This is a genomic window from Streptomyces sp. NPDC079141, from assembly GCF_040686775.1.
Classification (GTDB): domain Bacteria; phylum Actinomycetota; class Actinomycetes; order Streptomycetales; family Streptomycetaceae; genus Streptomyces.
This window is the reverse complement of sequence record NZ_JBFBLP010000027.1, coordinates 26,412-51,565: the sequence shown is the minus strand read 5'-3', so window position 1 is coordinate 51,565 and position 25,154 is coordinate 26,412. Positions and strand designations below refer to the sequence as shown.

Below are 25,154 nucleotides of genomic sequence, written 5' to 3'. Positions count from 1 at the left end.
CGGCGCGGGTCCGACGTCGTTGCCAGTTGCGAGGTTCGCGCCGCCGGTTTGCGAAGGCGGCGATCCGGGCGGCGCAAACGGACGCACCGGACGACGCGGGAATTCGCCCGCACGAGTAACGTATGGAGTGGATATGGGCGTTTTGGCACGACTTTTCCGGAGGTCGAAGGCTCAGGAGGAGACGGCGACCGCCGAGGCGCCGGCCGAGACCGTGACGGAGTCCGAGGCGGAGCAGCCGGCCGAGGCGAAGGAGCCGGCCGAGGCCGAGGCCGCGGAGAAGGCGACGGAGGCCGCCGCCGAGTCCGCCGACGGCGCCGGGATTCCCAAGCAGCAGTCCGCCGAGGAGGCGGCCGACCGTGAGGCTGGCGAGGGCGCCCGTACGTGACGATCCCGCGTGGGAAGGTGAACGAATGGGTCTCCTGGACAATTTGAAGGCCAAGCTTGCCCCGGCCAAGGACAAGGTCTCCGGACTCGCACAGCAGCACGGGGACAAGGTTCAGCACGGTCTGGACAAGGCGGCGAAGGCCGTCGACAAGAAGACCAAGGGCAAGTACAGCGACAAGATCCAGACGGGCACCGGCAAGGCCAAGGACGCCATGGACCGACTCGCGCACAAGGAAGGCGGTACGGACACGGGCGGCGGCACCGAGCCGCCGAGCGGCCCGCCACCGGTTTCCTGAACACTGCAGCACGGCACACCGACGGACGGCCGAGGAGCGACAGCACGCTCCCGGCTGTCCGCCGTGCCCGGTCCGTTCCGCTACGTCCAGGAAGCCACGAAGTAGCCGACTCCGTAGGGCGCGCCCTCGTACAGGAGGCGGCCGGTGCCCTGGTCCTTCTCCCAGGCCGCGGAGAGGATCTGCCACGGGGAGTAGCCGGAGATCTTGAGCTCGCGGGCCAGACCCCGGTCGAGCCGCGCGAACCAGCCGTCGGAGTCGAGGCCGCGCAGGGCGGCGGCGATACCGGCGTCGACGCCTTCGGCGCGCTCGTCCAGGTAGCCGGGGGCCTTCAGCGTGCGGCAGGCCGTGCCGTCGCCCATCACCAGCAGGCCGACCCGCTCGGCCAGGGACGCGAGGTGCACGCCGTCCTCGCCGTTGGCCGGCCAGGAGCGGTCGCCGGTCACCTCGTAGCCGCGCACGGGACCGTCCCAGCCCGCGCGCGCGAGCAGCCACGCGCCCACGGCGAGGGCCGGCGGCAGGTCGGCCTCGGCGCCCTTGGCGGACGGGGCGCCGAGGACCACGTCGACGTCGACGCCGAACGGGCGGAAGGTTCCGCGGGCGCCCGCCTCGTGAAACGCGTTGCGGGTGCCCTCCGCGACCACCACGAGCAGGTCGGGGCGTGCCGCGCGGACCGCGTCCAGCGCCTCCTGGCACGCCGTGCGCACGGCGTCGAGCTCCGGGGCCGCCCCGGCGGCGACCTCGGGCACGAGCAGCGGCGGGCAGGGGCAGACGGCGGCGGCGACAAGCATGATCGGCAGCCTAACCGCTCGCCTGCCCGCGGCGTCAGTCGACGGCGCAGCCCCCGGTGACGACCGGCAGCGGCGCCGGCACACCCACCTTGGGCAGGCCCAGCAGCACACCGGCCGGCTTCGCCTGCTCCGCGGCGTTGCGCTTCTCCCACGCGTCACCCGCGCGCGTGCGGCGCACGTCCAGGACGGCGCCCTCGGCGAGGAGGTGGTGCGGGGCGGCGTAGGTGATCTCGACGGTCACGACGTCGCCGGGGCGCACCTCCTGGTCCGGCTTGGTGAAGTGGACCAGGCGGTTGTCGGGGGCGCGGCCGGAGAGGCGGTGGGTGGCGCCGTCCTTGCGGCCCTCGCCCTCGGCGACCATCAGCTCCAGTGTGCGGCCGACCTGCTTCTTGTTCTCCTCCCAGGAGATCTCCTCCTGGAGGGCGACGAGACGCTCGTAGCGCGCCTGGACGACCTCCTTGGGGATCTGGTTCTCCATGGTGGCGGCCGGGGTGCCGGGGCGCTTGGAGTACTGGAAGGTGAACGCCTGCGTGAAGCGGGCCTCGCGGACCACGTGCATGGTCTGCTCGAAGTCCTCCTCGGTCTCGCCGGGGAAGCCCACGATGATGTCGGTGGTGATCGCCGCGTGCGGGATCGCGGCGCGGACCTTCTCGATGATGCCGAGGTACCGTTCCTGCCGGTACGAGCGCCGCATCGCCTTCAGGACCGTGTCCGAGCCGGACTGCAGGGGCATGTGCAGTTGCGGCATCACGTTCGGGGTCTCCGCCATCGCCGCGATCACGTCGTCGGTGAAGTCGCGCGGGTGCGGGGACGTGAAGCGCACCCGCTCCAGGCCGTCGATGGTGCCGCAGGCCCGCAGCAGCTTGCTGAACGCCTCACGGTCGCCGATGTCGGAGCCGTAGGCGTTCACGTTCTGGCCGAGCAGCGTGATCTCGGAGACGCCCTCGCCGACCAGGGCCTCGATCTCGGCGAGGATGTCGCCGGTGCGGCGGTCCTTCTCCTTGCCGCGCAGCGCCGGGACGATGCAGAAGGTGCAGGTGTTGTTGCAGCCGACGGAGATCGAGACCCAGGCCGCGTACGCGCTCTCGCGGCGGGTCGGCAGCGTGGAGGGGAACGCCTCCAGGGACTCGGCGATCTCGACCTGCGCCTCCTCCTGCACGCGCGCGCGTTCCAGCAGGACCGGCAGCTTGCCGATGTTGTGCGTGCCGAAGACGACGTCGACCCACGGCGCCTTCTGCACGATGGTGTCGCGGTCCTTCTGCGCGAGGCAGCCGCCGACCGCGATCTGCATGCCGGGGCGCTTCGTCTTCATGGGGGCGAGGCGGCCGAGGTTGCCGTACAGCCGGTTGTCGGCGTTCTCCCGCACCGCGCAGGTGTTGAAGACGACGACATCGGCGTCACCGTCGGAGCCCTCGGGGGCGCGGACGTACCCGGCGTCCTCCAGCAGCCCGGACAATCGCTCGGAATCGTGGACGTTCATCTGGCACCCGTAGGTGCGCACTTCGTAGGTCTTGAGTCCTTGAACGTCCACTGCCGGGCTCCGGTCGCTGCTGCTGGTCATGGGTCAAGGGTAGGCGGTGCGCGGAGATCGCTTCCCCAGTGCGTTCCCGGCCGTCGCCGGCGGGCCGGCACCCCGGCCCGTCAGGGCTCGATCAGCCCCGCCCTGATCGCGTACCGGGTCAGCTCCAGCCGGTCGCGCATGCCCAGCTTCTGGAGCAGGTTGGCGCGGTGCCGTTCGACCGTCTTCGCGCTGATGAAGAGGAGCTCGCCGATCTCCTTGGAGGTGTGGCCCTCGGCGACCAGCTTGAGGATCTCCTCCTCGCGCTCGGTCACCGGCCGCTCGGGCAGGCCCTGGCCGCGGTGCAGACGGTCCAGGTAGGAGCGGACGAGGGCCCGTTCGGCACCCGGGTAGATGAACGGTTCGTCGCGTACGGCCGCGCGGCACGCCTCGACCAGGTCGCGGTCGGCGACGGACTTGAGGACGTAGCCGACGGCGCCCGCCTTGAGGGCCTCGAAGAAGTACTGCTCGTTGTCGTACATGGTCAGGACGAGGATGCGCAGGGCGGGCAGCCGCCGGGAGAGCTCCCGGGCCGCCTGGAGGCCGGTCATGCGGGGCATGGCGATGTCCAGGACGGCCAGGTCGACCTCGGTGGCACGGGCGAGCGCGACCGCCTCGGCGCCGTCGGCGGCCTCGGCGACGACCTGGAGATCCGGCTCGCCGTCGAGGATCAGGCGCACTCCACGGCGTACGAGGGTGTGGTCGTCGGCGAGCAGGACGCGGATCAACGGCCGCCCCCCGCCGGAACCCGCAGCCGTATCTCCTGTCCCGGCCCGACCGAGAGCCGCGCCCCCACCAGCAGGGCCCGCTCACGCATCCCCCGGATCCCGGCGCCGTCCTGCGCCTCGCCGAGGCCCTTGCCGTTGTCGCGCACGACGAGTTCGACGGCGTCCGGGTAGGGACGGAGACGGATTTCCGCGCGGTCGGCGCCCGAGTGGCGGGCGGTGTTGGTCAGGCCCTCCTGGGCCACCCGGTAGAGCACGAGTTCCGACTCCTCGGTGAGCGGGGGCAGTTCGCCGGGAACGTGGTGGCGCACCGACAGGCCGTGCGTGGTGAACTCGCCGGCGAGCGAGCGCAGGGCGCTGGCCAGACCGAGCTCCTCCAGCACACCGGGGCGCAGCCGGCGGGCGATCCGACGGATCTCGTCGAGGCCGGTCCGGGTGGCCTCCTGCGCCTGGCTCACCTCCTCGCGCAGCCCCTCGGGCGCCCGGTCGGCGACCCGCTTGAGCTGGAGCAGCACGGCGGTGAGGGTCTGGCCCACCTCGTCGTGCAGCTCCTGCGCGATCCGGCGGCGCTCGCGCTCCTGCGCGGACAGGGCACGCGCGGCCCCGGCGGCCCGCTCGCTCTCCAGCCGGTCGAGCATCGTGTTGTACGTCGTGATCAGCTCCGCCGTCTCGGCCGGACCGGCGACCGCCGCGCGGGCTCCCGGGCGCAGCAGGTCGGCGGCGGCCATGGCCCGGCCGAGCCGCTGCAGCGGGGCGAGTCCGAGGCGCAGGACGACGGCGTTGGCGGCGAGCAGGACCGCCAGTCCGCCGACGACGACCAGCGCCTCGGCGGGCAGGATCGGGGTCGACACGGTGACCGGGCCGAGGAGCAGGGCGGCGGCCACGACCAGGCCGGCGGCGTTGAGCGAGAAGATGCGCCAGAACAGCGACACGTTGGCGTACCCGCTCCTTCCCGCACTCCACGACCCCGTCACCACCACCCTCTCCGTCGCGCTCCGGCCGCGTATATCCGTGACGTCACCCATGTCGCCACCGTACGGGGGCCTGGCAGCATGCCGAACGATCAAGCATCCAGCGGGAGAGGGGAAGAAACGTGTCTGCTGCACGCCTGAGGGCGACGCCGCTGCCGGGTATCGGGGTCCAGTACGACCTCGTGACGCGGGACCACCGCCATCTGTCCGTGGTGGCGCACCGCGACGGCGGCCGCACGGTGAACGTGTACCGGACGGACGACCCCGACTCCTGCGCCCAGTCCCTGCGGCTGACGGAGTCCGAGGCGGACTCGCTGATCGACGCGCTGAAGCCGTCCCACCACAGCGCGAGCCTGCTCTACACCACGGACCTGGGTCTGGTCGCCGAGCGGATCGAGGTGGCGGCGACCTCGCGCTGGAACGGACGGCTGCTGGGCGACACCCGGATGCGCACCGAGACGGGCGCGTCGATCGTGGCGGTGCTGCGCCGCGCCGAGGCGATCCCCTCCCCCGCGCCGGACTTCCGGCTGGCGGGCGGGGACACCCTCATCGTCATCGGCACCCGGGAGGGCGTGGACGGCGCCGCGACGATACTCGGTCGGGAGTGAACCGGTGCACTCCGGCGTCCTGCTGATCGAGTTCGGTTCCATCATCCTCGCCCTGGGCCTGCTGGGCCGGGCCGCCGCCCGTTTCCGGCTGTCGCCGATCCCGCTCTACCTGCTCGCCGGTCTGGCCTTCGGCACGGGCGGGCTGCTGCCGCTGGGCGCGAGCGAGGAGTTCGTCGCCGCCGGGGCGGAGATCGGCGTCATCCTGCTGCTGTTGATGCTCGGCCTGGAGTACACGGCCGGGGACCTGGTGACCAACCTCAAGGCCCACTACTCCGCGGGCCTGGTCGACGGCGCGCTCAACGCCGTCCCGGGTGCGGCGGCGGCGCTGCTGCTCGGCTGGGGGCCGGTGGCCGCCGTGGTCCTGGCGGGCGTCACCTGGATCTCGTCCTCGGGTGTCATCGCGAAGGTGCTCGGCGACCTGGGCCGGGTGGGCAACCGGGAGACCCCGGTGATCCTGAGCGTGCTGGTCCTGGAGGACCTGGCGATGGCGGTGTACCTGCCCATCGTCACCGCCCTGGTGGCCGGGGCCGGGCTGGCGGCGGGCAGCGTGACCCTGGCGATCGCCCTGGGCGCGGCGGGGCTCGTGCTGTTCGTCGCCGTCCGCTACGGCCGGGTCATCTCGCGGTTCGTCTCCAGCGACGACCCGGAGAAGCTGCTGCTCGTGGTGCTCGGGCTGACCATCCTGGTCGCGGGCGTCGCCCAGCAGCTCCAGGTCTCGGCCGCGGTCGGCGCCTTCCTGGTCGGCATCGCGCTGTCCGGGGAGGTCGCGGAGGGCGCGCACACCCTGCTCAGCCCTTTGCGCGACCTGTTCGCCGCGGTCTTCTTCGTCTTCTTCGGGCTGCACACCGACCCGGCGAGCATCCCGCCGGTCCTGCTGCCCGCGCTCGCCCTGGCGGTCGTCACCGCGGCAACGAAGATCGCCACCGGCTACTGGGCGGCACGGCGGGCCGGCATCTCCGTCAAGGGCCGCTGGCGCGCGGGCGGGGCGCTGGTGGCACGCGGCGAGTTCTCGATCGTCATCGCGGGCCTGGCCGTGAGCGCGGGCATCGAACCGTCCCTCGGCCCCCTCGCCACGGCCTACGTCCTCATCCTGGTCGTCCTCGGCCCCCTCACCGCACGCTTCACGGAGCCGGTGGCAATGTGGTGGACGGGCCGACGCAGGACGGAACCACGCGAGACGGCGGAGGAGGCAGCGCCCCTTTGAGCGCACGGGAGCTCTACGACTGAGCGCACGGGAACGCTACGACGCCGTAGGGCCCGCCGCTTGGCGCGTTCGGGGGCCTACGCCGCCGTAGAACCTGCCGCTGGGCGCATCCGGGGGGCTACGCCGCCTTGGAACCCGCCGCTCGGCGCATTCAGGGGCCTACGCCGCCGTAGACCCCGCCACTTGACGCCTCCGGGGCCTACGACGCCGTAGCCCCCGACCCCCCGCTCCACCCCTGCCGCCGCAGCACCTCCGCCACGTCCGGTGCCCGGTAGTGCTCCCCCTTGAGGACCTTCCCGTCGGCCCGGCGGGCCACATGACCGTCGGGTCCCAGCTTCGTCATGTTGGACCGGTGGATCTCGGCGATCACCGCGTCGAGGTCGATCCCGTGGACGAGGGCCGTGCCGTAGGCGACGTACACCACGTCCGCCAGTTCGTGCGCGAGCTTGTCGAGCAAGCCGGTGACCGAGACCTCGGCCACCTCCGAGGCCTCCTCCGCGAGCAACTCGCCCCGGTGGGCCGCCAGTTCCGGTGAGACCTCGGTGGGGGTGCTGCGGACGTCGAGCCCGAAGGCGTGGTGGAAGACACGGACCAGTTCGGCGGGCGAGGAACTCATCCCCCAACCCTATCGACCCCGCCCGACCCCACCTCCCCTGGTCAGCGGGGAGCACCGCCTGGCAGGATCGCCCGCATGTCCAAGGTGCTCCCCCGTATCAGCAGGCGCCGGGCCCTCCAGGGCGCGGCCGCCGGCTTCGTCGCCTTCGGGCTGCTGCTGTGGTGGCTGCTGCCCCTGGGCGAGGAGCCCCCGAGCGGGACGATCATCTTCAGCACGGGAACCCGCGCCGGCGTCTACCACGAGTACGGCGACCGGCTGCGCGCCGAGCTCGCCAAGGACATGCCGGACCTGAAGGTGGAGCTCAGGACCAGCGCCGGATCGCAGGAGAACGTCAGGCGGGTGGCGACCGGCGAGGCCGACCTCACCATCGCCGCCGCCGACGCGGTGGAGACGTACCAGATCGAGGACGGGCCCGGCGCCGACCGGCTGCGCGGTGTCGCGCGTCTGTACGACGACTATGTGCAGCTCGTCGTCCCGCCGGACTCGGACATCGAGTCGGTCGCGGACCTGCGGGGCAAGCGGGTGGCCATAGGGCTGCCCCACTCGGGAGTGCGGCTGATCGCCAACCAGGTGCTGGAGGCGGCCGGTATCGACCCGGAGAAGGACATCACGGCCCGGTCGGACGGCATCGACACCGGGCCCAAGGAGCTGGGGCACGGGCTCGACGCGTTCTTCTGGTCGGGCGGGCTGCCCACGCGCGGGCTCAGGGAGATCGCCGAGACCTCGGACTTCCGCTTCGTGCCGATCGACGCCGAGCTGGTCGCCAAGGTGCACGCCCAGGGCGGCGCCACCCGCTACTACCGGGCCACCAACATGCCGGCGTCGGCCTACAAGACCATTCCGAACGGGTCCACGGTGGCGACGATGGCGGTGTCCAACCTGCTGGTGACCCGCAAGGACCTCGATCCCCGGCTCACCGAGTGGCTGACCCGCACCGTGCTCGACAGCCGTGACGGCATCGGCGCGCACGTCCACTCCGCGCAGCTGGTCGACGTCCGCACGGCGATCTACACCGATCCCCTCCCGCTCCACACGGGCGCCCGGCGCTACTACAAGTCCGTCAAGCCCTAGGCAGCCGCGCGGCCGCCGACCCGCTCCTCGGCACCGTCACCGTCACCTTCAGGCCGTGCGGCTCGTGGTGCTCGTACGCGATCGACCCGCCGCCCGCCGCGAGCAGCGCCCGGGAGATGGACAGGCCGAGACCGGAGCCCTTGATGTTCTGGTGGCGGCCGCTGCGCCAGAAGCGGTCGCCGACGCGGGCGAGCTCCTCGTCGGTGAGCCCGGGGCCGAGGTCGGTGACCACGACGGTCACGGTGTCGCCGTCGGCGGCGACGGTCACCTCCACGCGCTCATCCTCGGGCGTGAACTTCACCGCGTTGTCGATCACCGCGTCCAGCGCGGACGACAGCGCCACCGGGTCCACCCAGGCGGTGGTGGCCGGGCACTCCCCGACCAGCGTCACGCCCTTGGCCTCGGCGGTCGGCGACCAGGCCGCGACCCGCTCCGCGGCCAGCGCGCCGACGTCCGTGATCCTCAGGTCGGCCGCGGTGTGCTCGGCCAGCGCCAGGTCGAGCAGGTCGTCCAGGACCTGGGCCAGGCGTTTGCCCTCGGCCTGCACGGAGGCGATCTCCTCGTTGCCCTCGGGCAGCTCCAGGGCGAGCAGCTCGATGCGCAGCAGCAGCGCCGAGAGCGGGTTGCGCAGCTGGTGCGAGGCGTCGGCGACGAAGGCACGCTGCTGCTCCAGCACGTCCTCGACGTTGTCCGCCATCTCGTTGAACGCCCGGGCCAGCCGCCTGAGTTCCGGCGGTCCGCCGGCCGCCGCGACCCTGGACTTCAGCCGGCCGCTCGCGATCGCGTGCGTGGTGGCGTCCAGGACCCGTACGGGTCTGAGGACCCAGCCGGTCAGCCGTAGCGCGGCGCCGACGGCCAACAGCATCGCGGCGATCTCGCCGGCGCCGATGAGCAGCCAGCCGCGCAGTATCCCCGAGCGCATCTGCCCGGTGGGCGAGTCGGTGACGACGACCGCGACGACGTCACCGTCCCGGACGACCGGTGAGGCGACGACGAGACGGCCCCGCTGCCAGGGCCACACCTGCTTCGGGTCGTGGCTGCGGCGGCTGAGCAGCGCCTCGTCGAAGGCGTCGCGGACCTCGCCCGTGTCCGGCAGTAACCACGTCTCCGGCGCGTTGGCCAGGGGCGCGTCGCCCGGCAGGAAGACGCCGACCCGGATGCCGTAGATGCCGTAGTAGCTCTCCAGGGCCCGGTTCAGGGTGCGGCCCTCGTCGCGCGGGCCCTGGGAGGTGTCCATGACGGACCGGGTGATGGCCGCGAAGTACGCCGTGTCGTCGATCCGGTCGACGACCACCTTCTGCTGCTGGGCGGCCGCCAGGCTGACGGCGAGCGGAATGCCGAGGGCCAGCAGCACGGCCGCCATCAGGACGATGAGCAGCGGGAGGAGTCGCGTGCGCACCCGTACCCGCTAGGCGGCCGGGGCGACGAGCCGGTACCCGACGCCGCGCACGGTCTCGATCAGCGCGGGCATGCGCAGCTTGGCGCGCAGGGACGCCACATGCACCTCAAGAGTGCGCCCGGTCCCCTCCCAGCTGGTCCGCCAGACCTCGCTGATGATCTGCTCCCGGCGGAAGACCACGCCGGGCCGCTGCGCGAGCAGCGCGAGGAGGTCGAACTCCTTGCGGGTCAGCTGGACGACCGTGCCGTCGACGCTGACCTGGCGGGTGGGCAGCTCGATGTGCACCGGGCCCAGCCGCAGCACGGTGTCGCCGCCCGCGCCCGGGTCCTCGTGGGCGGTGCGCCGGCTGACGGCGTGGATCCGGGCGAGCAGCTCGCCGGTGTCGTACGGCTTGACCACGTAGTCGTCGGCGCCCAGGTTGAGGCCGTGGATGCGGGAGCGTACGTCGGAGCGGGCGGTCACCATGATCACGGGGGTGCTGGTGCGCTTGCGGATCTTGCCGCACACCTCGTAGCCGTCCTGGTCGGGCAGCCCCAGGTCGAGCAGGACGACACCGAAGCCGGCCCCCTCCGGAACGAGCGCCTGGAGGGCCTCCTCGCCGTTACGGGCGTGCGTGACCTCGAACCCGTGTCGCGCCAGAACCGCGGAAAGGGCGGCGGCGACATGGTTGTCGTCCTCGACGAGGAGCAGTCTCATCCGGGCCCCCTCCTGTTCATCGGCCGTACGGGTGGGTCTTGTAAACACAGTGATGCACACGCGCGCGTGCATCATGGCAGTCACGCTGATGGACGACGATGCCGTCAAGTGGGTTCCGGTTGCGCGGGGCTTGTCGTTATCCAGCCGGTACGCGCCCAGCTCACAAGTGCTACGACACGTGTCCGATTGCTATCGGATCGTGATGCTCAAATTCCCCTCAGGACTAATGACGCAGGTCGGATACGGTTATTACTGTCCTCCGAAACCGAGGAGGACGGAGCCTGAGAGCGATGACCGAAGTATCGGTGGCCAAGGAAGATGTGGCCGCGACCGGCGACCTGGTCGTCCTGAAGAGTGTCAACAAGCATTTCGGCGCGTTGCACGTGCTCCAGGACATCGATCTGACGATCGCCCGCGGTGAGGTCGTCGTGGTCATCGGGCCCTCCGGGTCCGGAAAGTCCACCCTGTGCCGCACCATCAACCGCCTGGAGACGATCGACTCGGGGACGATCGTCATCGACGGCAAGCCGCTGCCCGCAGAGGGCAAGGAGCTGGCCCGACTGCGCGCCGACGTCGGGATGGTCTTCCAGTCGTTCAACCTTTTCGCGCACAAGACCGTGCTCGAAAACGTGATGCTGGGCCAGATCAAGGTCCGCAGGACCGACAAGAAGAAGGCCGAGGAGAAGGCCCGCGCCCTGCTCGACAGGGTCGGCGTGGGCAGCCAGGCGGACAAGTACCCCGCCCAGCTCTCCGGCGGCCAGCAGCAGCGTGTCGCCATCGCGCGCGCCCTGGCAATGGACCCCAAGGTCATGCTCTTCGACGAGCCGACGTCGGCTCTCGACCCGGAGATGATCAACGAGGTCCTGGAGGTCATGCAGCAGCTCGCCCACGACGGCATGACCATGATCGTTGTCACCCATGAGATGGGCTTCGCCCGTTCGGCCGCGAACCGAGTGGTGTTCATGGCCGACGGACGAATCGTCGAAGAGGCTGTGCCGGACCAGTTCTTCAGCAACCCGCGCAGCGACCGCGCCAAGGACTTTCTGTCCAAGATCCTGCACCACTGAGGGCGCACCGGCGTAACCTGCGTCACCCGCACAGACGGCTCGCATCTCTTCACCAGACAAAGGAAGTTCACCATGAAGCTCCGCAAGGTCACCGCCGCGGCGGCCGCTGCGCTCGTCCTCTCCCTGACCGCGACCGCCTGTGGCGGCGACGACGACAGCGACAGCGCCGACACCGGCTCCGGCGGTGGCGACAAGATCAAGGTCGGCATCAAGTACGACCAGCCGGGTCTGGGTCTGAAGGAGCCCGACGGGTCCTTCTCCGGCTTCGACGTCGACGTGGCCACCTACGTGGCCAAGGAGCTCGGCTACGAGGCCGACCAGATCGACTTCATCGAGACCAAGAGCGCCGACCGCGAGAACGCCCTCGCCCGTGGCGACGTGGACTTCATCGCCGCCACGTACTCGATCACCGACGAGCGCAAGGAGAAGGTCGACTTCGCCGGCCCGTACCTGCTGGCCCACCAGGACCTGCTGGTCAAGGCCGACTCGGACATCGCCGAGGGCACCGACCTCAACGGCAAGAAGCTCTGCTCGGTCACCGGCTCGACCTCGGCGCAGAACGTCAAGGACGAGATCGCCCCCGACGCCCAGCTGAAGGAGTACGGCACGTACTCCGAGTGCATCGCCGGTCTGCAGAGCGGCGCCGTCGACGCCGTGACCACCGACGACTCGATCCTCGCGGGCTTCGCCGCGCAGGACCAGTACAAGGGCCAGTTCAAGCTCGCCGGCCTGAAGCTGAGCAACGAGAACTACGGCATCGGTGTCAAGAAGGGCGACACCGAGATGGTGAACAAGATCAACGACGCGCTGGAGAAGATGGTCAGCGACAAGGCCTGGGACAAGGCCGTCACGGACAACTTCGGCCCGGCCGACTACAAGAACGAGCCCGCCCCGACGATCGGGAACGTCGTTTCGTAACGCGGAACTCCGCGAACGCGCCGCCGCCGTCGGCCTGATGCACACGGCGGCGGCGCGGCACGTCAGTACGACGGCGGCGTGACACGACCGCCCCCGTACACCACGTACGCCACACACCCGGAAGCGCGGGAGATCGTGTTCGACTTTCTTTCTGACTATGACGACCCGAGCCTGCTGGGCGCCTTCTGGGTGACGGTGCAGCTCACCGTCTTCTCCGGCATCGGTTCCCTGATCTGGGGCACCCTGCTGGCGGCCATGCGGGTCAGCCCGGTTCCGCTGATGCGCGGATTCGGCACCGCCTATGTGAACATCGTCCGGAACATCCCGCTGACGGTGATCATCGTCTTCACCTCGCTCGGCCTCGCCGACATCTTCGGGATGACGATGGGCGCGCCCGACGACTTCGATGCCCAGGGCTTCCGCCTGGCCATCCTCGGCCTCGTCGCCTACACCGCCGCCTTCGTGTGCGAGGCGCTGCGCTCCGGCATCAACACCGTGCCGGTCGGGCAGGCCGAGGCGGCCCGTGCCATCGGACTGAGCTTCAGCCAGGTGCTGCGGCTCATCGTCCTGCCGCAGGCGTTCCGCTCGGTCATCGGTCCGCTCGCCAACGTGCTGATCGCGCTGACCAAGAACACGACGGTGGCGGCGACCATCGGTGTGGCGGAAGCGGCCCTGCTGATGAAGGAAATGATCGAGAACGAGGCTCAGACGCTGCTCATCGGCGCGGTCTTCGCCTTCGGTTTCGTGGTACTGACCCTGCCCACCGGTCTGTTCCTGGGCTGGCTGAGCAAGCGACTGGCGGTGAAGCGGTGACCTCCGTTCTGTACGACGCCCCCGGCCCCAAGGCCAAGCGGCGCAATCTGATCTTCTCGGTCGTCTTCTTCGTCCTGCTCGCCCTGCTGGCGTGGTGGGTCTGGGCCGTGATGGACGAGAAGGGCCAGCTGAAGTGGTCCCTGTGGGAGCCCTTCACCCAGTCCGAGGCGTGGACGACGTATCTGCTGCCCGGTCTCGGCGACACCCTGAAGGCCGCCGCGCTCTCGATGATCATCGCGCTGCCGCTGGGCGCCGTCTTCGGTATCTCCCGGATGTCCGACCACCGCTGGGTGCGGATCCCGGCCGGCGCCGTGGTCGAGTTCTTCCGGGCGATCCCGGTGCTGCTGCTGATGCTGTTCGCGAACGAGTTCTACGCCCGCTCCACGGACGTCAGCAGCGCGGACCGGCCCCTGTACGCGGTCGTCACCGGTCTGGTGCTCTACAACGCCTCGGTCCTCGCCGAGATCGTCCGCGCGGGCATCCTCGCCCTGCCCAGGGGGCAGACGGAGGCCGCGCAGGCGATCGGACTGCGCAAGGGCCAGACGATGACCACCATCCTGCTCCCGCAGGCCGTCACGGCGATGCTCCCGGCGATCGTCAGCCAGCTGGTCGTCATCGTGAAGGACACCGCGCTCGGCGGCGTCATGATCGGCTTCACCGAGCTGCTGAACTCGCGCGGCACGCTCGCGGCCAACTACGCCAACGTCATCCCGAGCTTCATCGTGGTGGCCGTCATCTACATCATCCTGAACTTCATCCTGACCAGCTTCGCGAGCTGGCTGGAGGGCAGGCTGCGGCGCAGCAAGCGGAGCACGGGCGTGGTGCTCGGCGCGGAGGACGTGGACGAGCTCAACGCCGCGGAGATCGGCGCCCCCGGGACCGGCAAGGAAGGTATCGTCTGACGCGCAGTCAAGTGACTTGAGCGACACGCGAACCATGGCGTGAACGACACGGAGGCAGTGGCATGATCGCCACTGCCTCCGTCACTTGACGCAAGCACCGGCAATGGGTTGCATACGTTCTGTGATCGTGCACCCTGCTCCAACCTCCTGTTCACATACGTCCCTCGGGGCACCGCTGCGAGCAGGGGGAGCCACGCCGTGGACCCGGTGATCATCGTCGGAGCGGGGCCCGTCGGGCTCACGCTCGCCCTGGCCCTGGCGCGTCAGGAGGTGCCGTCCGTCGTCCTCGACGAGGGGCCGGGCAAGGACGAACCGCGCCTGGCGCGCACCGTCGTACTGCGCGAGGACACCGCCGCCCTGCTGGAGCGCCTCACCGGAGCGGCCCTCACCGAGGCGGGCTGCCGCTGGGCCGGATGGCGGTCACTGCGGCGCAAGCAGGTGATGCGCGAGGTCGCTTTCGACGACTTCGCTCCCGTGCACATCGCCCAGCACCTGGTGACCGCCGCCCTGCGCGAGGCGCTCGCCGGCGAACGGCTCGTCAGAATCGTCAACGACAGCCGCCTCGACGGCATCGAGCAGGAGACCTCCGGCGTCACCGCGCACACCCGCGGCCCCAAGGGCACCTGGTGGCGCGGCAGTTACCTGGTCGGCTGCGACGGCCCCCGCTCGACCGTGCGCAAGCTCCAGGACATCCGCTTCCCCGGCCGTACGGCCGTCGAACGGCACGCCGTCGCCGCGCTGCGCACGGAACTCCCCTGGCCCGACGAGGCGTTGCTGCACCGGATGCCGCCGTGGCGGACCTCCGGCCCCTCGGCCGGCGAGGTCACCGCCCGTCCCCTGCCGGACGGGGCCTGGCGGCTGGACTGGCTGCTCCCGCCGGGCAAGGACCTGGTCACGCCCGAGCTGCTGGTGGCCCGCGTCCGGGAGACACTCGCGGGCTGGACCGGCGGCTCGACCCCGCCGTACGAACTCCTCGACACCGGCGTCCACACCGTGCACCACCGGCTGGCCCGGCGCTGGCGGGCCGGGCGGGTGTTTCTCGCCGGGGACGCGGCGCACCTGCTCGGGGCGCTCGGTACGCAGGGGCTCGACGAGGGCTTCCGGGACGCCGACAACCTCGCCTGGAAGCTGGCGCTCGCCTGGCACCACGGGCCGCACGAGGCGCTGCTCGACAGCTACCAGACGGAACGGCGCGCGGTCGTCGCGGCCCGGCTGCGCGCCGCCGACCAGGCGCTGCCGCTGGTGCGCGGCGGCGGAGGGCTGCGCAGTTACGTCCCCGGCTCCGCCCGGAACCACGACGCGCTGCTCGCCGAGGGCCATCTGGGGCACGGAGCGCTGGGTGCGCCGGGGGCGTACGCCGACTCGCCGCTCGCGCCGAAGCACCTGGAGGGCGAGGTTGTCGTCGACACGCCGGTGGGCGCGCCGGTCTCCGACGTCCGGGTGACCGCGGAGGACGGCACCTTCGTCCGGCTGCGGGACCGGCTGGGCCGGGGTGCGCTGCTGGTGGTGCTGATCGCGCCGGGCACGGGGGTGTGGGACCGCAAGCACTGGGTGACGGCGGGGATCATGCCCCGGCTGGCGGCGGCCGTGACGGCGCTGCCGCACCCGGCGGAACTGCTGGTCGCCGAGAGCTATCCGGGCGCGGCCGCCCATACGGTGCTGCTCGTCCGGCCCGACGGCCATCTGGTCACCGCGCTCGGCGGAGTGCGTCCGGCCGACCTGTACGCGGCGGCGGAGGCGACGCTGGGCGGGCCGGTGGAGGCTGCTACGACCGTGAGTTGACCGGCCCCGACGGGCGTGGTGTACTCCGCAACGTGACCGACACCTGTGTGCACCTGTGGCGGAAGGTCCATGTGGACCTGGTCCGCTATGCGGGCTGCATGTGTCGTCGTTCCTGCTGAATTCGCATCTCTCTTCCCCGCGCGGCGCCACGACGTGCCGCCGCGCGCTTCCCGCGAACCCTCATCAGGACGGTACTCGTGTCTGTCTCTGTCTCTTCTTCCGCTGCGGCCGCCTCCCCGCAGTCCGACGCTGTCTCAGCCGCCCCCACGCAGTCCGACCTGCTCGACTTCGTACGGCGTACGGCCGCCGACGCCGAGTTGATCGCCTCGCTCCCGCTCGACCCCGAGGGCCGCACCTGGGTCCGTCTGGAGGGCCCCGGCGGCAGCGAGGCCTGGCTGATCGGCTGGCCGCCCGGCTCGGGCACCGGCTGGCACGACCACGCCGACTCGGTCGGCGCGTTCCTGACCGCGGCAGGCGAGCTGAAGGAGAACTCGCTCGCCGCCCGGCTGCCCACCGACGGCTGGAAGACCCTGGAGCTCAGCGAGGACGTCGACCGGGAGCGCCGGCTGCCGGCGGGCAAGGGCCGCTCCTTCGGCCGCCATCACGTCCACGAGGTACTCAACGAGTCCCAGGACCGGCACGCTGTCTCCGTCCACGCCTACTACCCGCCCCTGCCGCGGATCCGCCGCTACAGCCGCAGCGGCCCCGTTCTGCGCCTGGAGCAGGTCGAGCGACCGGAGGACTGGAGTTGAGCGAGCATCAGGTGGGGATCGACGAGTTGCTTGAGCGGGTCCGCGCGGGGTACGCCCGCGTCGGGCCGCGGGAGGCCTACGACGCCGCCGGGGCCGGCGAGGCGCTGCTGGTGGACATCCGTTACGCCGCCCTGCGCGAGCGGGACGGCCTGATCCCCGGCGCCCTGGTCGTCGAGCGCAACGAACTGGAGTGGCGGCTCGACCCCCGCGGCAACCATCGAGCCCCCGAGGCCACAGGGCACGATCTGCGCGTGGTGGTGTTCTGCAACGAGGGGTACGCCTCCAGCCTGGCGGCCGAGTCCCTGCACCGACTGGGACTTCGCCGGGCGACCGATCTGGTCGGGGGGTTCCAGGCCTGGCGGGCGGCGGGGTTGCCGGTGACGGGGGCGGGGCCGGGCTCGGCGGTGGACGGTCGGAGGACGTCGGAGGAGCGTTGGAGCGGGGCGGTGTGCGGGCTGCCGACCGCTTGCGACGGCCCCGGGCTCGCCGGCGATGGTCACAGGCCCCCGGAAGGGCAGTAGAGCGGGGCGGTGTCCGCGTTGCTCCGGGTGACAAGGCGGACGGGAGTCTCGGCGATCCTGTCGGCCTCCCAGCCGCGCAGCAGGGCGATGGCGTTCGTCACCGCCAACTCGCCGGTGTCGGCGGGCGAGTTGGCGACCGTGGCCGCGAAACGGCCGTCCTTGAGGGCGGCCAGGCCCTTGTCCGTGCCGTTGACCGTCACGATCGCGACGTCCTTCGCACCGGCCGCGTCGAAGGCCTTGCGTACGGCGAAGGCCATCTCCTCGTTGGCGACGAAGGCGTAGTCGAGGTCGGGGTGGGTGCGGATCATGTCCGTGGCTACGTCCCGGGCCCTGGCGGGCTCGAACATGCCCGGCTCGTTCGCGACGACCTCCGCGTTGGCGGGGAGGGCGGCCTTGAAGCCGCCCACCAGGAGGTCGGAGGCGGCGCCCGGTGCACCGGCGACGATGCCGACCCGGACGTCCCGGCCGGCGGCGTCCTTCCCTATCCAGCCGGCGTCCAGACGGCCGACGTGGTCGAGGTCGACGACGACGGCGCCCAGGATGTCCGCCACGTCCTCGGGGACGACCGAGGTGAGAAAGACGGGGACATCCGCCTTCGCGGCCTTGGCGATGTCGTCGTGGAGGGCGTCGACGTCGACCGTCTGCACGATGATCGCGTCCACGCCGCGAGCGATCATGTCCTCGATGTTGGCCAGCTCTCTCGCCGCGTCCTGGCGGGAGTTGGCGACATGGACCTCGGCGAGGTTGTTCCGGGCCGTGTTCTCCACGGACGCCTCCAGGCAGTTGTGGAACTGCGTGGTACCGCCGTTGACGAAGCCGAGCGTGAGTGGGCCGTCGGCCCGGTCCTCGGCCTCGGGCTGAAGCACATCGCAGCCGCCGAGGAGCAGACTGCCGCCGAGCACCGACACGGTCAGGGTTCTTCGGCGGCGGGCGCGTTGAGGCATGGCGGGACTGCCTTTCGGGCGTACGGGAGGGGCCTGTGCGGGTTCGATGCGTCGGTGGGGTCACAGACTGGGGAGCCGGCACAGGCTCGGGACGTCCGCGCGACGGCAGCAGACGGTACAGCCGCGGCACGGACACTCACCCTTCCGGGCGCGCAAGGTAATGCTGCATACGGCAGGACGATCGCCGGAGGTGATGGACCGACGCACGCGGCAGCGGTGCTCGGCACCCGCCCGGCCCCACGCCCGTCGAGGCCCACCCACGCCCGCCCCGCTCAGTACCCCTCGTCCCCCACGAACTCCGTGTCCTCGCCCTCGGACTCCAGTGCCTGGCGGACCACCCGGAGGGCCATGCCTTCGGGATAGCCCTTGCGGGCGAGCATGCCGGCGAGGCGGCGGATTCTCTTGTCGCGGTCGAGGCCGCGTGTGGAGCGGAGTTTGCGGGCGACGAGTTCGCGTGCCGTCGCCTCTTCCTGCTCGGAGTCGAGCTGTCCTACGGCCTCGTCGATCAGCGAGGAGTCGACGCCCTTGGTCCGCAGTTCCCGGGCGAGCGCACGGCGGGCCAGCCCCCGCCCGTGGTGCCGTGACTCCACCCAGGCGTCCGCGAAGGCACTGTCGTTGATCAGTCCGACCTCCTCGAACCGCGACAGCACCTCCTCGGCGGCCTCGTCCGGGATCTCCCGCTTGCGCAGGGCGTCCGCGAGTTGCTTGCGCGTGCGCGGGGTCCCGGTGAGCAGGCGCAGACAGATCGCCCGTGCCCGCTCCACCGGGTCCGCCGGAGGCTCCTCCTTCTCGGCCCTCGACGAGGCGGAGACACCTCCGTCCTCACCGAACGGCTCTTCGCGACCGCGCCGACGACGCCCCCGGGCGCCGCCCGCGCCCCCGGCCCCGCCGGCCCCCCGGCGCGAGCCGCCGGCGAGCCCATCGGCCCCGAACGCCGAACCGCCACTCACCCGGCGCCCGTCGCCGTACGGTTCGTCCGTGCCCTGGGCCGCGTCATCGCCGTACCCACCGTCGCCGGTGCCGGCCTCGCGCGGCGGCTCCGGGTAGGTGTACTCGGCCCAGTCCGTTCGTCGCGTCACGGGTCAGCTCTTGGCCACCGCGGCCTTGGTCTTGGCGGCCTTGGCCGCCGGAGCCGGCACCGTCTTCGCGGCGTCGTCGGCGGCGGAGCCCGCGGCGTCCGCGCCCGGCTCGGCGGCCGGCTCCTCCGGACGTACGCCGACGCCCAGCTTCTCCTTGATCTTCTTCTCGATCTCGTTGGCCAGGTCGGGGTTGTCCTTGAGGAAGTTGCGCGCGTTCTCCTTGCCCTGGCCGAGCTGGTCGCCCTCGTACGTGTACCAGGCGCCGGCCTTGCGGACGAAGCCGTGCTCCACGCCCATGTCGATCAGACCGCCCTCACGGCTGATGCCCTGGCCGTAGAGGATGTCGAACTCGGCCTGCTTGAAGGGCGGCGCGACCTTGTTCTTGACGACCTTGCAACGGGTGCGGTTGCCGACCGCCTCCGTGCCGTCCTTCAGGGTCTCGATGCGACGGATGTCGATACGCACCGAGGCGTAGAACTTCAGCGCCCGGCCACCGGTCGTGGTCTCCGGGGAGCCGAACATCACGCCGATCTTCTCGCGGAGCTGGTTGATGAAGATCGCCGTGGTCTTCGACTGGTTGAGCGCACTGGTGATCTTCCGCAGGGCCTGGCTCATCAGACGGGCCTGCAGACCGACGTGGCTGTCGCCCATCTCGCCCTCGATCTCCGCGCGCGGGACGAGCGCGGCGACGGAGTCGATGACGATGAGGTCGAGGGCGCCGGAGCGGACCAGCATGTCCACGATCTCCAGGGCCTGCTCGCCGTTGTCGGGCTGGGAGAGGATCAGGTTGTCGATGTCGACGCCGAGCTTCTTCGCGTACTCGGGGTCGAGGGCGTGCTCCGCGTCCACGAAGGCGACCTGGCCACCCGCCTTCTGGGCGTTCGCCACCGCGTGCAGGGTCAGCGTGGTCTTACCGGAGGACTCCGGACCGTACACCTCCACCACGCGGCCGCGCGGCAGGCCGCCGACGCCGAGGGCGACGTCGAGCGCGGTCGACCCGGTGGGGATGACCTCGATGGGCTCGTTCGGCCGCTCGCCCAGGCGCATGACCGCGCCCTTGCCGAATTGCCGTTCAATTTGTGCGAGTGCGGCATCCAGGGCCTTCTCGCGGTCGGTTCCTGCCATGGGTTCCACCCGATTTGCTTGAGTCGATCGCTTCACGTCAAAGACGCTAACGCCTGCCACTGACAATGCGCCCCGACGCCCGTCCAGCCTGTGGATAACTCGGGCACTTCCCCATCAAAACCATGGCAAAACGCCCGCCGAAAGCCTCGCCGGAGCCTCCATGAGAATGGATGTTCGATTTTCGTGTCAAGCGCACCACGCGGCATCCCGAAGACTGCGTTCGCACACCGGCAACCGGTCGGCGGGCCCCTGGGCGGAGTGGTTCACCCGCCCGCGGAAGAGCCCTCCGCCGCGTCCGCCCGGGCGGCCCCCGGCCGCCGTTCCCACAGCCCCCGCGCGCGCGAGAACCGGCCCGCACCCGCTCCCCGTCCCCGGTGCCCGTGGACCCGGGGGTCGTCCGTGACGTCGTAGCGCTTCACGTACGCCCCGAGGAACGCCTGCAGCGTGGCGACGGCCGGGATCGCGATCAGGGCGCCCACCGCACCGAGCAGGGCCGTGCCCGCGATGACGGAACCGAAGGCGACCGCGGGGTGCACGTCGACGGTCTTCGAGGTCAGCTTGGGCTGGAGCACGTAGTTCTCGAACTGCTGGTAGACCACCACGAAGATCAGCACCCACAGCGCGTACCAGGGGTCGACCGTGAAGGCGATCAGCATGGGCAGGGCGCCCGCCAGATAGGTGCCGATGGTGGGGATGAACTGCGAGACCAGCCCTACCCAGACGGCGAGCACGGGCGCGTAGGGCACGCCCAGGAACTGCAACAGGATGTAGTGCGCGATCCCGGAGATGAGCGCCATCAGACCGCGCGAGTACAGATAGCCGCCGGTCTTGTTCACCGCGATCTCCCACGCACGCAGCACCTCCGCCTGCTTGGCGGGCGGCAGCACGGAGCACAGGGCGCGACGCAGCCGCGGGCCGTCCGCGGCGAAGTAGAACGAGAACAGCGTGATCGTCAGCAGCTGGAAGAGACCGCCGATGACCTGGGCGGACACGTCCAGCACGCCCGTGGCGCTGTTCTGCACGTAGTTGCGCAGCCAGTCGGAGCGCAGCAGCCCCTCCTGGATGTCCACCCGCTTCAGATCGGTCTGGAAGTGCGTGTTGATCCAGTTGATGACGGAGTCGAGGTAGTCCGGGAATCCCTCGACCATCTTGATGATCTGGCCGGCGAGCATCGAGCCGAGCAGTGTGACGAAGCCGGCGGACACCACTATGACGGCGAGGAAGACCAGCCCGGTGGCCAGTCCCCTGCGCATTCCCCGTCCGGCCATCCAGCTCACGGCGGGCTCGATGGCCAGGGCCAGGAAGAACGCGATCAGGATGTTGATCAGCAGCCCGGTGAGCTGGTGGAAGGCCCAGCTGCCCAGCTGGAACGCGCCGACGAGCGCGAGGGCGAGCACCATGGCGCGCGGCAGCCAGCGGGGCATACGGGCGTTCGGCCTGGCGCCGCCGTCGACCGGGGGCCGGTTCGGCGGCGTCGTTCCGTACGGGGATGCCTGCTGGGCGAGCTGCCCGGTGTCGTCAGTGGGTGCCACGGAGCAAGTCTCGCCCACGCCGCCGACAATCGATGCCGTCGTGCGATCTTCGTGACCTGTCAACGCTGTTCCTGTGGCACGTTCATGACGTGGCAGATGACTCGCCACACGTCCTTGGCCTCCCAGCCGGCGTTCAGTGCCTCGTGCACGGTGCGTCCGCCGAGCTCCGACATGACGTGATCGTGCGCGAAGGTCTCGGCGTAGCCCGTACCGAAATGCTCCGCCATCCGCTCCCAGAAGACCGTCAACCTCATGGCATCAGTATCCCGCCCCTGAGAGTGGGTCCGAGCCGGTACCCCTTGCCGAGAACGCTTTCCGCCCTACGGTCTGACGCATGGCCGAAACAGGAGCTTCCCCACTCCCCCCGACGCCCCCGGCGCACCCCCCGCTCTTCCGCGCCGAGCAGTTCATGTGGCTCACCGCGCGCGTGCTGGAGCAACGCCTCTTCGCGTACCACTTCCTGCACGGCGGAGCCGACCCCGTGGAGACCGCGCTGGACGCCTACCGCAACGAGGACGGCGGCTACGGGCACGCCCTGGAGCCCGATCTGCGCGGCCCGGTCAGCCAGCCGCTGCACACCGCGCACGCCCTGCACGTACTGGATGCCGTCGGGCGCTGCGGGGGACAGCGCGTGGAGCGCGTGTGCCGCTATCTGACCTCGGTCTCCACCCCCGACGGCGCGCTGCCGGCGATCGATCCCAGTCAGCGCGGCTACCCGGCGGCCCCGTTCATCCCGGTCGTGGACGACCCGCCCAGCGAGCTGTTGGCCACCGGACCGGTGGTCGGCCTGCTGCACCGCAACGAGGTGTGGCACGCCTGGCTGTTCCGCGCCACGGACTTCTGCTGGCAGGCCGTCGAGTCCCTGGAGGAGTCCCACCCGTACGAGATCGAGGCCGCCGTGGCCTTCCTGGACTCCGCCCCCGACCGCCCGCGCGCGGAAGCGGCCGCCGACCGTCTCGGCCGCCTGGTGCGCGAGAACCGGCTCGCGGCCCTGGACCCGGACGACCTCGACGCGTACCCGGTCGCACCCGGCTACGCGCCCGCCGAGCACCACTTCCCGCACGACTACGCGAAGACCCCGCACTCCCTCGCGCGCGCGTGGTTCACCGACGACGAAATGACGCGCTCCCTGGACTTCCTCACCGGCGAGCAGCAGGAGGACGGCGGCTGGCCGATCCGCTGGCGCCAGTGGGCCCCTGCCCCCTCCCTGGAGGCACGCCCCATGGTGACGGTCGCGGCCCTGTGCACCCTGAGGGCGTACGGCCGGGCCATCGGCTGAGGGCTCACCCACTCAAGGCCCGCACCCCCGCAGTCACGACCACGGCCGCCCCGACCACCACCAGAAACGGCGCCCGCAGCACCAACGCCACAGCAGCAGCCGCGACCCCGGCCGCCCTCGCGTCCAACACCAGCGCCCGCCCGTCAGCGAACGTCTGCTGAGCCGTGAGCGCGGCGAGCAGAGCAACGGGCAGCAGCGCGGCCAGCCGCCTGACGAGCGGCTTCTCCAGAACCCCCGCCGGCACCAGCAGCCCCGCGAGCTTGACCGCGTAACAGCCGACAGCGGTCACCCCGACAGCGATCCAGATGTTCAACGCCGCCCCCGGACCCACAGCACAACAGGAGCCGACAGCGCGGCCACCAGCACCGGCACCCCGGCCGGCAGAACGGGCAGCAGCCCGAGCCCCAGCACCACGGCACCCCCGGCGACCGCACGCTCGGTCGCGCTCGTCAGCATGGGCGCGAGCAGCGCCAGGAAGACAGCGGGCCCGGCCGCGTCGAGCCCCCAGGCATCGGTGTCCCCGATGGCCTCCGCCCCCAACGCGCCCCCCAGAGTCGTGAGATTCCACAGCACATAGAGACTCAGCCCGGTCACCACGAACCCGATCCGCGCACTCCGCCGCGAGGGCTGCGCAAGCGCGACGGCCGCCGTCTCGTCAATGACCCACTGGGCAGCAAACGGACGCACGGCAGCCGACAGAACAAGCACCTGCGACAGACGCAGCCCGTAGAAGGCGTTGCGCACCCCCAGAAAGAAGGCCCCGGCGGCCGCGGTCAACACACCCCCACCCGCCGCCAGCGCGCCCACCAACGCGAACTGCGAGGCCCCCGTAAAAACCAGCAGACTGAGCGCACACGTCTGCCACAACGTCAATCCGCTACCCGCCGAGGTCACCCCGAAGGCGAACCCGGAGAGCCCCACGGCGACCCCGACTCCGAGGGCGTCCCGGACGACGGCGGAGTCCGGCTTCCCTCCACCGTCCCGTATCTCCACAACTGTTTGCTCGACCACGCCCCGGACGGTAGGAGCAGCCGCCCCCGCACGTCTTGTACGTTCTTGCGCTCCCGCTGATAGGCCCCCGGAGGCACCCCCACGATCCGCGTGAAGTGCCGGTTCAGATGCGGCTGATCCGTGAACCCCACAACAACGGCCGCCTCCCCCGGCGCCACCCCCTCCTCCAACAGCCGCCGAGCCCGCCGTACCCGGGCATCCGTCAGCCAGGCATGCGGCGGCATCCCATAGGCGTCCCGGAAGGCACGCAACAGCGCAAAGGGACTGACACCGAACTCCCCGGCCAACTGCTCAAGGGACGGCGGCTCGGCCATCCGCTCAAGGAGCACCTCACGCGCACGAGCCGCGACCCGAGCACCCGCCGTCCGCACCTCCCGCCGCGGCATCGCCCCGCCGTTCAACCGAAGCAGCCGAGTCACAGCCACCCGCAACAGCGTGTCGGCAGCCAGCCCGTTCCCGTCCTCAGCGGCACGCAGCACCTTATGCACGAGCGACACGGCATACGGATCATCGAGCACCGGCGAAACAAACCCAGGCGTCCCGCGTATGGCCACGGTCTCGGCCGCAATCTCCGCCACCACCTCCGGAGACGGATACACGGCCCCATACCTCCACCCCTCGGGCACCCCGGCCCGCCCGGTATGCGGAGTATCGGGATTGACCAGCGCAAGAGCCCCCGACCCCGCGTACTGATCGGCCCCCCGATGATGAAAAACCTCCACCCCCTCGGTAATGGCAGCGATCACAAAGTGCTCATGCGTATGCCGCACAAACGTCTTCCGGATGTACCGAGCCCGCAGCAGATCAACACCGGGCAACTCCCCGTACCGCCAGTGCCGCGCCTGCTCACCCGAACCGGAACCCGAACGCATGCCCCCAGTGTCCGCCACCAGGGCCAGGGACACGGCGCCGCAGCCGCCCACGGCGGGAAGGGGACGTGCCGGGGGGTGTCCGCCCGCAGAGGCCGGCGCTAGGACACAGCACCCCCCAAACCCACAGCACCGCCGGTCCGAGGACGGACACCCCCCGGCGCGGCCCCGACCCCCAACCGCACACGAGGCGCAACGCGCACCCCCCGAACCGCAACGGGCCGCCGCAGGCATCCCGGAGCGG

The 25,154-nt window shown here is 71.0% G+C and carries 28 protein-coding genes and 1 pseudogene; 14 read left to right on the top strand and 15 right to left on the bottom strand.

Going from position 1 to position 25,154, the window contains the following annotated elements; all coding sequences use genetic code 11:
* Nucleotides 1-133 precede the first annotated feature (133 nt).
* The gene (locus AB0Q90_RS40475) at nt 134-385 is read left to right on the top strand and encodes a hypothetical protein (RefSeq protein ID WP_363165389.1); all 252 of its coding nucleotides are present in this window, start codon (nt 134-136) and stop codon (nt 383-385) included.
* Between the two features lie 25 nt (nt 386-410).
* On the top strand, nt 411-680 hold the full coding sequence (locus AB0Q90_RS40470) for an antitoxin (RefSeq protein WP_363165388.1): 270 nt from the start codon (nt 411-413) through the stop codon (nt 678-680).
* Between the two features lie 80 nt (nt 681-760).
* Here the strand turns inward: AB0Q90_RS40470 and AB0Q90_RS40465 are convergent, their stop codons facing one another.
* The 4 genes from AB0Q90_RS40465 to AB0Q90_RS40450 form a co-directional block, all read right to left on the bottom strand.
* The gene (locus AB0Q90_RS40465) at nt 761-1,468 is read right to left on the bottom strand and encodes a class III extradiol dioxygenase subunit B-like domain-containing protein (protein WP_363165387.1); all 708 of its coding nucleotides are present in this window, start codon (nt 1,466-1,468) and stop codon (nt 761-763) included.
* Nucleotides 1,469-1,502: 34 nt separating this feature from the next.
* Nucleotides 1,503-3,029: a tRNA (N6-isopentenyl adenosine(37)-C2)-methylthiotransferase MiaB gene (gene miaB, locus AB0Q90_RS40460; protein WP_363165386.1), complete on the bottom strand. Its 1,527-nt coding sequence runs from the start codon at nt 3,027-3,029 to the stop codon at nt 1,503-1,505.
* Between the two features lie 80 nt (nt 3,030-3,109).
* The gene (locus tag AB0Q90_RS40455) at nt 3,110-3,754 is read right to left on the bottom strand and encodes a response regulator transcription factor (protein WP_363165385.1); all 645 of its coding nucleotides are present in this window, start codon (nt 3,752-3,754) and stop codon (nt 3,110-3,112) included.
* The gene (locus AB0Q90_RS40450; RefSeq protein WP_363165384.1) at nt 3,751-4,776 is read right to left on the bottom strand and encodes a HAMP domain-containing sensor histidine kinase; all 1,026 of its coding nucleotides are present in this window, start codon (nt 4,774-4,776) and stop codon (nt 3,751-3,753) included. Before AB0Q90_RS40450 ends, AB0Q90_RS40455 begins: the two co-directional genes overlap by 4 nt.
* A gap of 68 nt (nt 4,777-4,844) precedes the next feature.
* On the opposite strand from AB0Q90_RS40450, the gene AB0Q90_RS40445 reads away from it, so the two are divergent.
* The gene (locus AB0Q90_RS40445) at nt 4,845-5,330 is read left to right on the top strand and encodes a TrkA C-terminal domain-containing protein (protein WP_363165383.1); all 486 of its coding nucleotides are present in this window, start codon (nt 4,845-4,847) and stop codon (nt 5,328-5,330) included.
* Nucleotides 5,331-5,334: 4 nt separating this feature from the next.
* A complete protein-coding gene (locus tag AB0Q90_RS40440) occupies nt 5,335-6,534 on the top strand; it encodes a cation:proton antiporter (RefSeq protein ID WP_363165382.1) in 1,200 nt (399 codons plus the stop codon).
* 199 nt (nt 6,535-6,733) lie between these two features.
* Here the strand turns inward: AB0Q90_RS40440 and AB0Q90_RS40435 are convergent, their stop codons facing one another.
* Nucleotides 6,734-7,150: a MazG nucleotide pyrophosphohydrolase domain-containing protein gene (locus AB0Q90_RS40435; RefSeq protein WP_363165381.1), complete on the bottom strand. Its 417-nt coding sequence runs from the start codon at nt 7,148-7,150 to the stop codon at nt 6,734-6,736.
* A gap of 75 nt (nt 7,151-7,225) precedes the next feature.
* On the opposite strand from AB0Q90_RS40435, the gene AB0Q90_RS40430 reads away from it, so the two are divergent.
* On the top strand, nt 7,226-8,221 hold the full coding sequence (locus AB0Q90_RS40430; protein WP_363165379.1) for a TAXI family TRAP transporter solute-binding subunit: 996 nt from the start codon (nt 7,226-7,228) through the stop codon (nt 8,219-8,221).
* Here the strand turns inward: AB0Q90_RS40430 and AB0Q90_RS40425 are convergent.
* Together AB0Q90_RS40425 and AB0Q90_RS40420 are read right to left on the bottom strand one after the other, a co-directional pair.
* Entirely contained in the window at nt 8,211-9,620 is a 1,410-nt protein-coding gene (locus AB0Q90_RS40425) for a HAMP domain-containing sensor histidine kinase (protein ID WP_363165378.1), read from the bottom strand. The genes AB0Q90_RS40430 and AB0Q90_RS40425 overlap by 11 nt on opposite strands.
* 9 nt (nt 9,621-9,629) lie before the next feature.
* Nucleotides 9,630-10,316, bottom strand: coding sequence for a response regulator transcription factor (locus tag AB0Q90_RS40420; RefSeq protein ID WP_363165377.1), 687 nt, complete (start codon nt 10,314-10,316; stop codon nt 9,630-9,632).
* Between the two features lie 290 nt (nt 10,317-10,606).
* Here AB0Q90_RS40420 and AB0Q90_RS40415 point away from each other — a divergent pair, with 290 nt between their 5' ends.
* The 8 genes and pseudogenes from AB0Q90_RS40415 to AB0Q90_RS40380 all read left to right on the top strand — a co-directional run.
* Complete coding sequence (locus AB0Q90_RS40415) at nt 10,607-11,383, top strand: amino acid ABC transporter ATP-binding protein (protein ID WP_363165376.1); 777 nt, start codon at nt 10,607-10,609, stop codon at nt 11,381-11,383.
* A 72-nt stretch (nt 11,384-11,455) separates the two neighbouring features.
* The gene (locus tag AB0Q90_RS40410) at nt 11,456-12,301 is read left to right on the top strand and encodes a glutamate ABC transporter substrate-binding protein (protein ID WP_363165375.1); all 846 of its coding nucleotides are present in this window, start codon (nt 11,456-11,458) and stop codon (nt 12,299-12,301) included.
* A gap of 135 nt (nt 12,302-12,436) precedes the next feature.
* Entirely contained in the window at nt 12,437-13,114 is a 678-nt protein-coding gene (locus tag AB0Q90_RS40405) for an amino acid ABC transporter permease (RefSeq protein WP_363165403.1), read from the top strand.
* Nucleotides 13,111-14,016, top strand: coding sequence for an amino acid ABC transporter permease (locus AB0Q90_RS40400; RefSeq protein ID WP_363165374.1), 906 nt, complete (start codon nt 13,111-13,113; stop codon nt 14,014-14,016). Before AB0Q90_RS40405 ends, AB0Q90_RS40400 begins: the two co-directional genes overlap by 4 nt.
* Nucleotides 14,017-14,214: 198 nt before the next feature.
* Entirely contained in the window at nt 14,215-15,798 is a 1,584-nt protein-coding gene (locus AB0Q90_RS40395; protein ID WP_363165372.1) for an FAD-dependent monooxygenase, read from the top strand.
* Between the two features lie 32 nt (nt 15,799-15,830).
* Nucleotides 15,831-15,917 carry a putative leader peptide gene (locus AB0Q90_RS40390; protein WP_349239932.1) on the top strand — a complete coding sequence of 29 codons (87 nt, stop codon included), beginning with the start codon at nt 15,831-15,833 and terminating at the stop codon, nt 15,915-15,917.
* A gap of 78 nt (nt 15,918-15,995) precedes the next feature.
* Entirely contained in the window at nt 15,996-16,550 is a 555-nt protein-coding gene (locus AB0Q90_RS40385; protein WP_363165371.1) for a cysteine dioxygenase, read from the top strand.
* Nucleotides 16,541-16,933: pseudogene (locus AB0Q90_RS40380) on the top strand (rhodanese-like domain-containing protein); the annotation flags it as partial. The gene AB0Q90_RS40385 and the pseudogene AB0Q90_RS40380, both read left to right, overlap by 10 nt.
* A gap of 113 nt (nt 16,934-17,046) precedes the next feature.
* On the opposite strand, the gene AB0Q90_RS40375 reads toward AB0Q90_RS40380, so the two are convergent.
* From AB0Q90_RS40375 to AB0Q90_RS40355, 5 genes are all read right to left on the bottom strand, one after another.
* Complete coding sequence (locus AB0Q90_RS40375; RefSeq protein ID WP_363165370.1) at nt 17,047-18,015, bottom strand: sugar ABC transporter substrate-binding protein; 969 nt, start codon at nt 18,013-18,015, stop codon at nt 17,047-17,049.
* Nucleotides 18,016-18,287: 272 nt separating this feature from the next.
* Nucleotides 18,288-19,094, bottom strand: coding sequence for a recombination regulator RecX (recX, locus tag AB0Q90_RS40370; RefSeq protein WP_363165369.1), 807 nt, complete (start codon nt 19,092-19,094; stop codon nt 18,288-18,290).
* A gap of 3 nt (nt 19,095-19,097) precedes the next feature.
* The gene (recA, locus tag AB0Q90_RS40365) at nt 19,098-20,219 is read right to left on the bottom strand and encodes a recombinase RecA (protein ID WP_363165368.1); all 1,122 of its coding nucleotides are present in this window, start codon (nt 20,217-20,219) and stop codon (nt 19,098-19,100) included.
* Nucleotides 20,220-20,482: 263 nt separating this feature from the next.
* Nucleotides 20,483-21,751: an AI-2E family transporter gene (locus AB0Q90_RS40360; RefSeq protein ID WP_363165367.1), complete on the bottom strand. Its 1,269-nt coding sequence runs from the start codon at nt 21,749-21,751 to the stop codon at nt 20,483-20,485.
* 59 nt (nt 21,752-21,810) lie between these two features.
* Nucleotides 21,811-22,005: a DUF3046 domain-containing protein gene (locus tag AB0Q90_RS40355; RefSeq protein ID WP_363165366.1), complete on the bottom strand. Its 195-nt coding sequence runs from the start codon at nt 22,003-22,005 to the stop codon at nt 21,811-21,813.
* Between the two features lie 80 nt (nt 22,006-22,085).
* Here AB0Q90_RS40355 and AB0Q90_RS40350 point away from each other — a divergent pair, with 80 nt between their 5' ends.
* Complete coding sequence (locus AB0Q90_RS40350) at nt 22,086-23,030, top strand: hypothetical protein (RefSeq protein ID WP_363165365.1); 945 nt, start codon at nt 22,086-22,088, stop codon at nt 23,028-23,030.
* A gap of 4 nt (nt 23,031-23,034) precedes the next feature.
* On the opposite strand, the gene AB0Q90_RS40345 is transcribed toward AB0Q90_RS40350, so the two are convergent.
* The 3 genes from AB0Q90_RS40345 to AB0Q90_RS40335 are packed head-to-tail and all read right to left on the bottom strand — an operon-like array spanning nt 23,035 to nt 24,913.
* A complete protein-coding gene (locus AB0Q90_RS40345; RefSeq protein ID WP_363165364.1) occupies nt 23,035-23,343 on the bottom strand; it encodes an AzlD domain-containing protein in 309 nt (102 codons plus the stop codon).
* A complete protein-coding gene (locus AB0Q90_RS40340; protein ID WP_363165363.1) occupies nt 23,340-24,023 on the bottom strand; it encodes an AzlC family ABC transporter permease in 684 nt (227 codons plus the stop codon). The genes AB0Q90_RS40345 and AB0Q90_RS40340 overlap by 4 nt, the downstream gene beginning before the upstream one ends.
* The gene (locus AB0Q90_RS40335; protein ID WP_363165362.1) at nt 23,921-24,913 is read right to left on the bottom strand and encodes an AraC family transcriptional regulator; all 993 of its coding nucleotides are present in this window, start codon (nt 24,911-24,913) and stop codon (nt 23,921-23,923) included. The genes AB0Q90_RS40340 and AB0Q90_RS40335 overlap by 103 nt, the downstream gene beginning before the upstream one ends.
* Between the last annotated feature and the right edge of the window lie 241 nt (nt 24,914-25,154).

Excerpts from the sequence above, each read along its gene's own strand:
- AB0Q90_RS40475 (WP_363165389.1), top strand. The coding sequence starts at position 134 with ATGGGCGTTTTGGCACGACTTTTCCGGAGGTCGAAGGCTCAGGAGGAG.
- AB0Q90_RS40470 (WP_363165388.1), top strand. The coding sequence starts at position 411 with ATGGGTCTCCTGGACAATTTGAAGGCCAAGCTTGCCCCGGCCAAGGAC.
- AB0Q90_RS40465 (WP_363165387.1), bottom strand. The coding sequence starts at position 1,468 with ATGCTTGTCGCCGCCGCCGTCTGCCCCTGCCCGCCGCTGCTCGTGCCC.
- miaB (WP_363165386.1), bottom strand. The coding sequence starts at position 3,029 with ATGACCAGCAGCAGCGACCGGAGCCCGGCAGTGGACGTTCAAGGACTC.
- AB0Q90_RS40450 (WP_363165384.1), bottom strand. The coding sequence starts at position 4,776 with ATGGGTGACGTCACGGATATACGCGGCCGGAGCGCGACGGAGAGGGTG.
- AB0Q90_RS40435 (WP_363165381.1), bottom strand. The coding sequence starts at position 7,150 with ATGAGTTCCTCGCCCGCCGAACTGGTCCGTGTCTTCCACCACGCCTTC.
- AB0Q90_RS40430 (WP_363165379.1), top strand. The coding sequence starts at position 7,226 with ATGTCCAAGGTGCTCCCCCGTATCAGCAGGCGCCGGGCCCTCCAGGGC.
- AB0Q90_RS40420 (WP_363165377.1), bottom strand. The coding sequence starts at position 10,316 with ATGAGACTGCTCCTCGTCGAGGACGACAACCATGTCGCCGCCGCCCTT.
- AB0Q90_RS40415 (WP_363165376.1), top strand. The coding sequence starts at position 10,607 with ATGACCGAAGTATCGGTGGCCAAGGAAGATGTGGCCGCGACCGGCGAC.
- AB0Q90_RS40410 (WP_363165375.1), top strand. The coding sequence starts at position 11,456 with ATGAAGCTCCGCAAGGTCACCGCCGCGGCGGCCGCTGCGCTCGTCCTC.
- AB0Q90_RS40375 (WP_363165370.1), bottom strand. The coding sequence starts at position 18,015 with ATGCCTCAACGCGCCCGCCGCCGAAGAACCCTGACCGTGTCGGTGCTC.
- recA (WP_363165368.1), bottom strand. The coding sequence starts at position 20,219 with ATGGCAGGAACCGACCGCGAGAAGGCCCTGGATGCCGCACTCGCACAA.
- AB0Q90_RS40355 (WP_363165366.1), bottom strand. The coding sequence starts at position 22,005 with ATGAGGTTGACGGTCTTCTGGGAGCGGATGGCGGAGCATTTCGGTACG.
- AB0Q90_RS40350 (WP_363165365.1), top strand. The coding sequence starts at position 22,086 with ATGGCCGAAACAGGAGCTTCCCCACTCCCCCCGACGCCCCCGGCGCAC.
- AB0Q90_RS40335 (WP_363165362.1), bottom strand. The coding sequence starts at position 24,913 with ATGCGTTCGGGTTCCGGTTCGGGTGAGCAGGCGCGGCACTGGCGGTAC.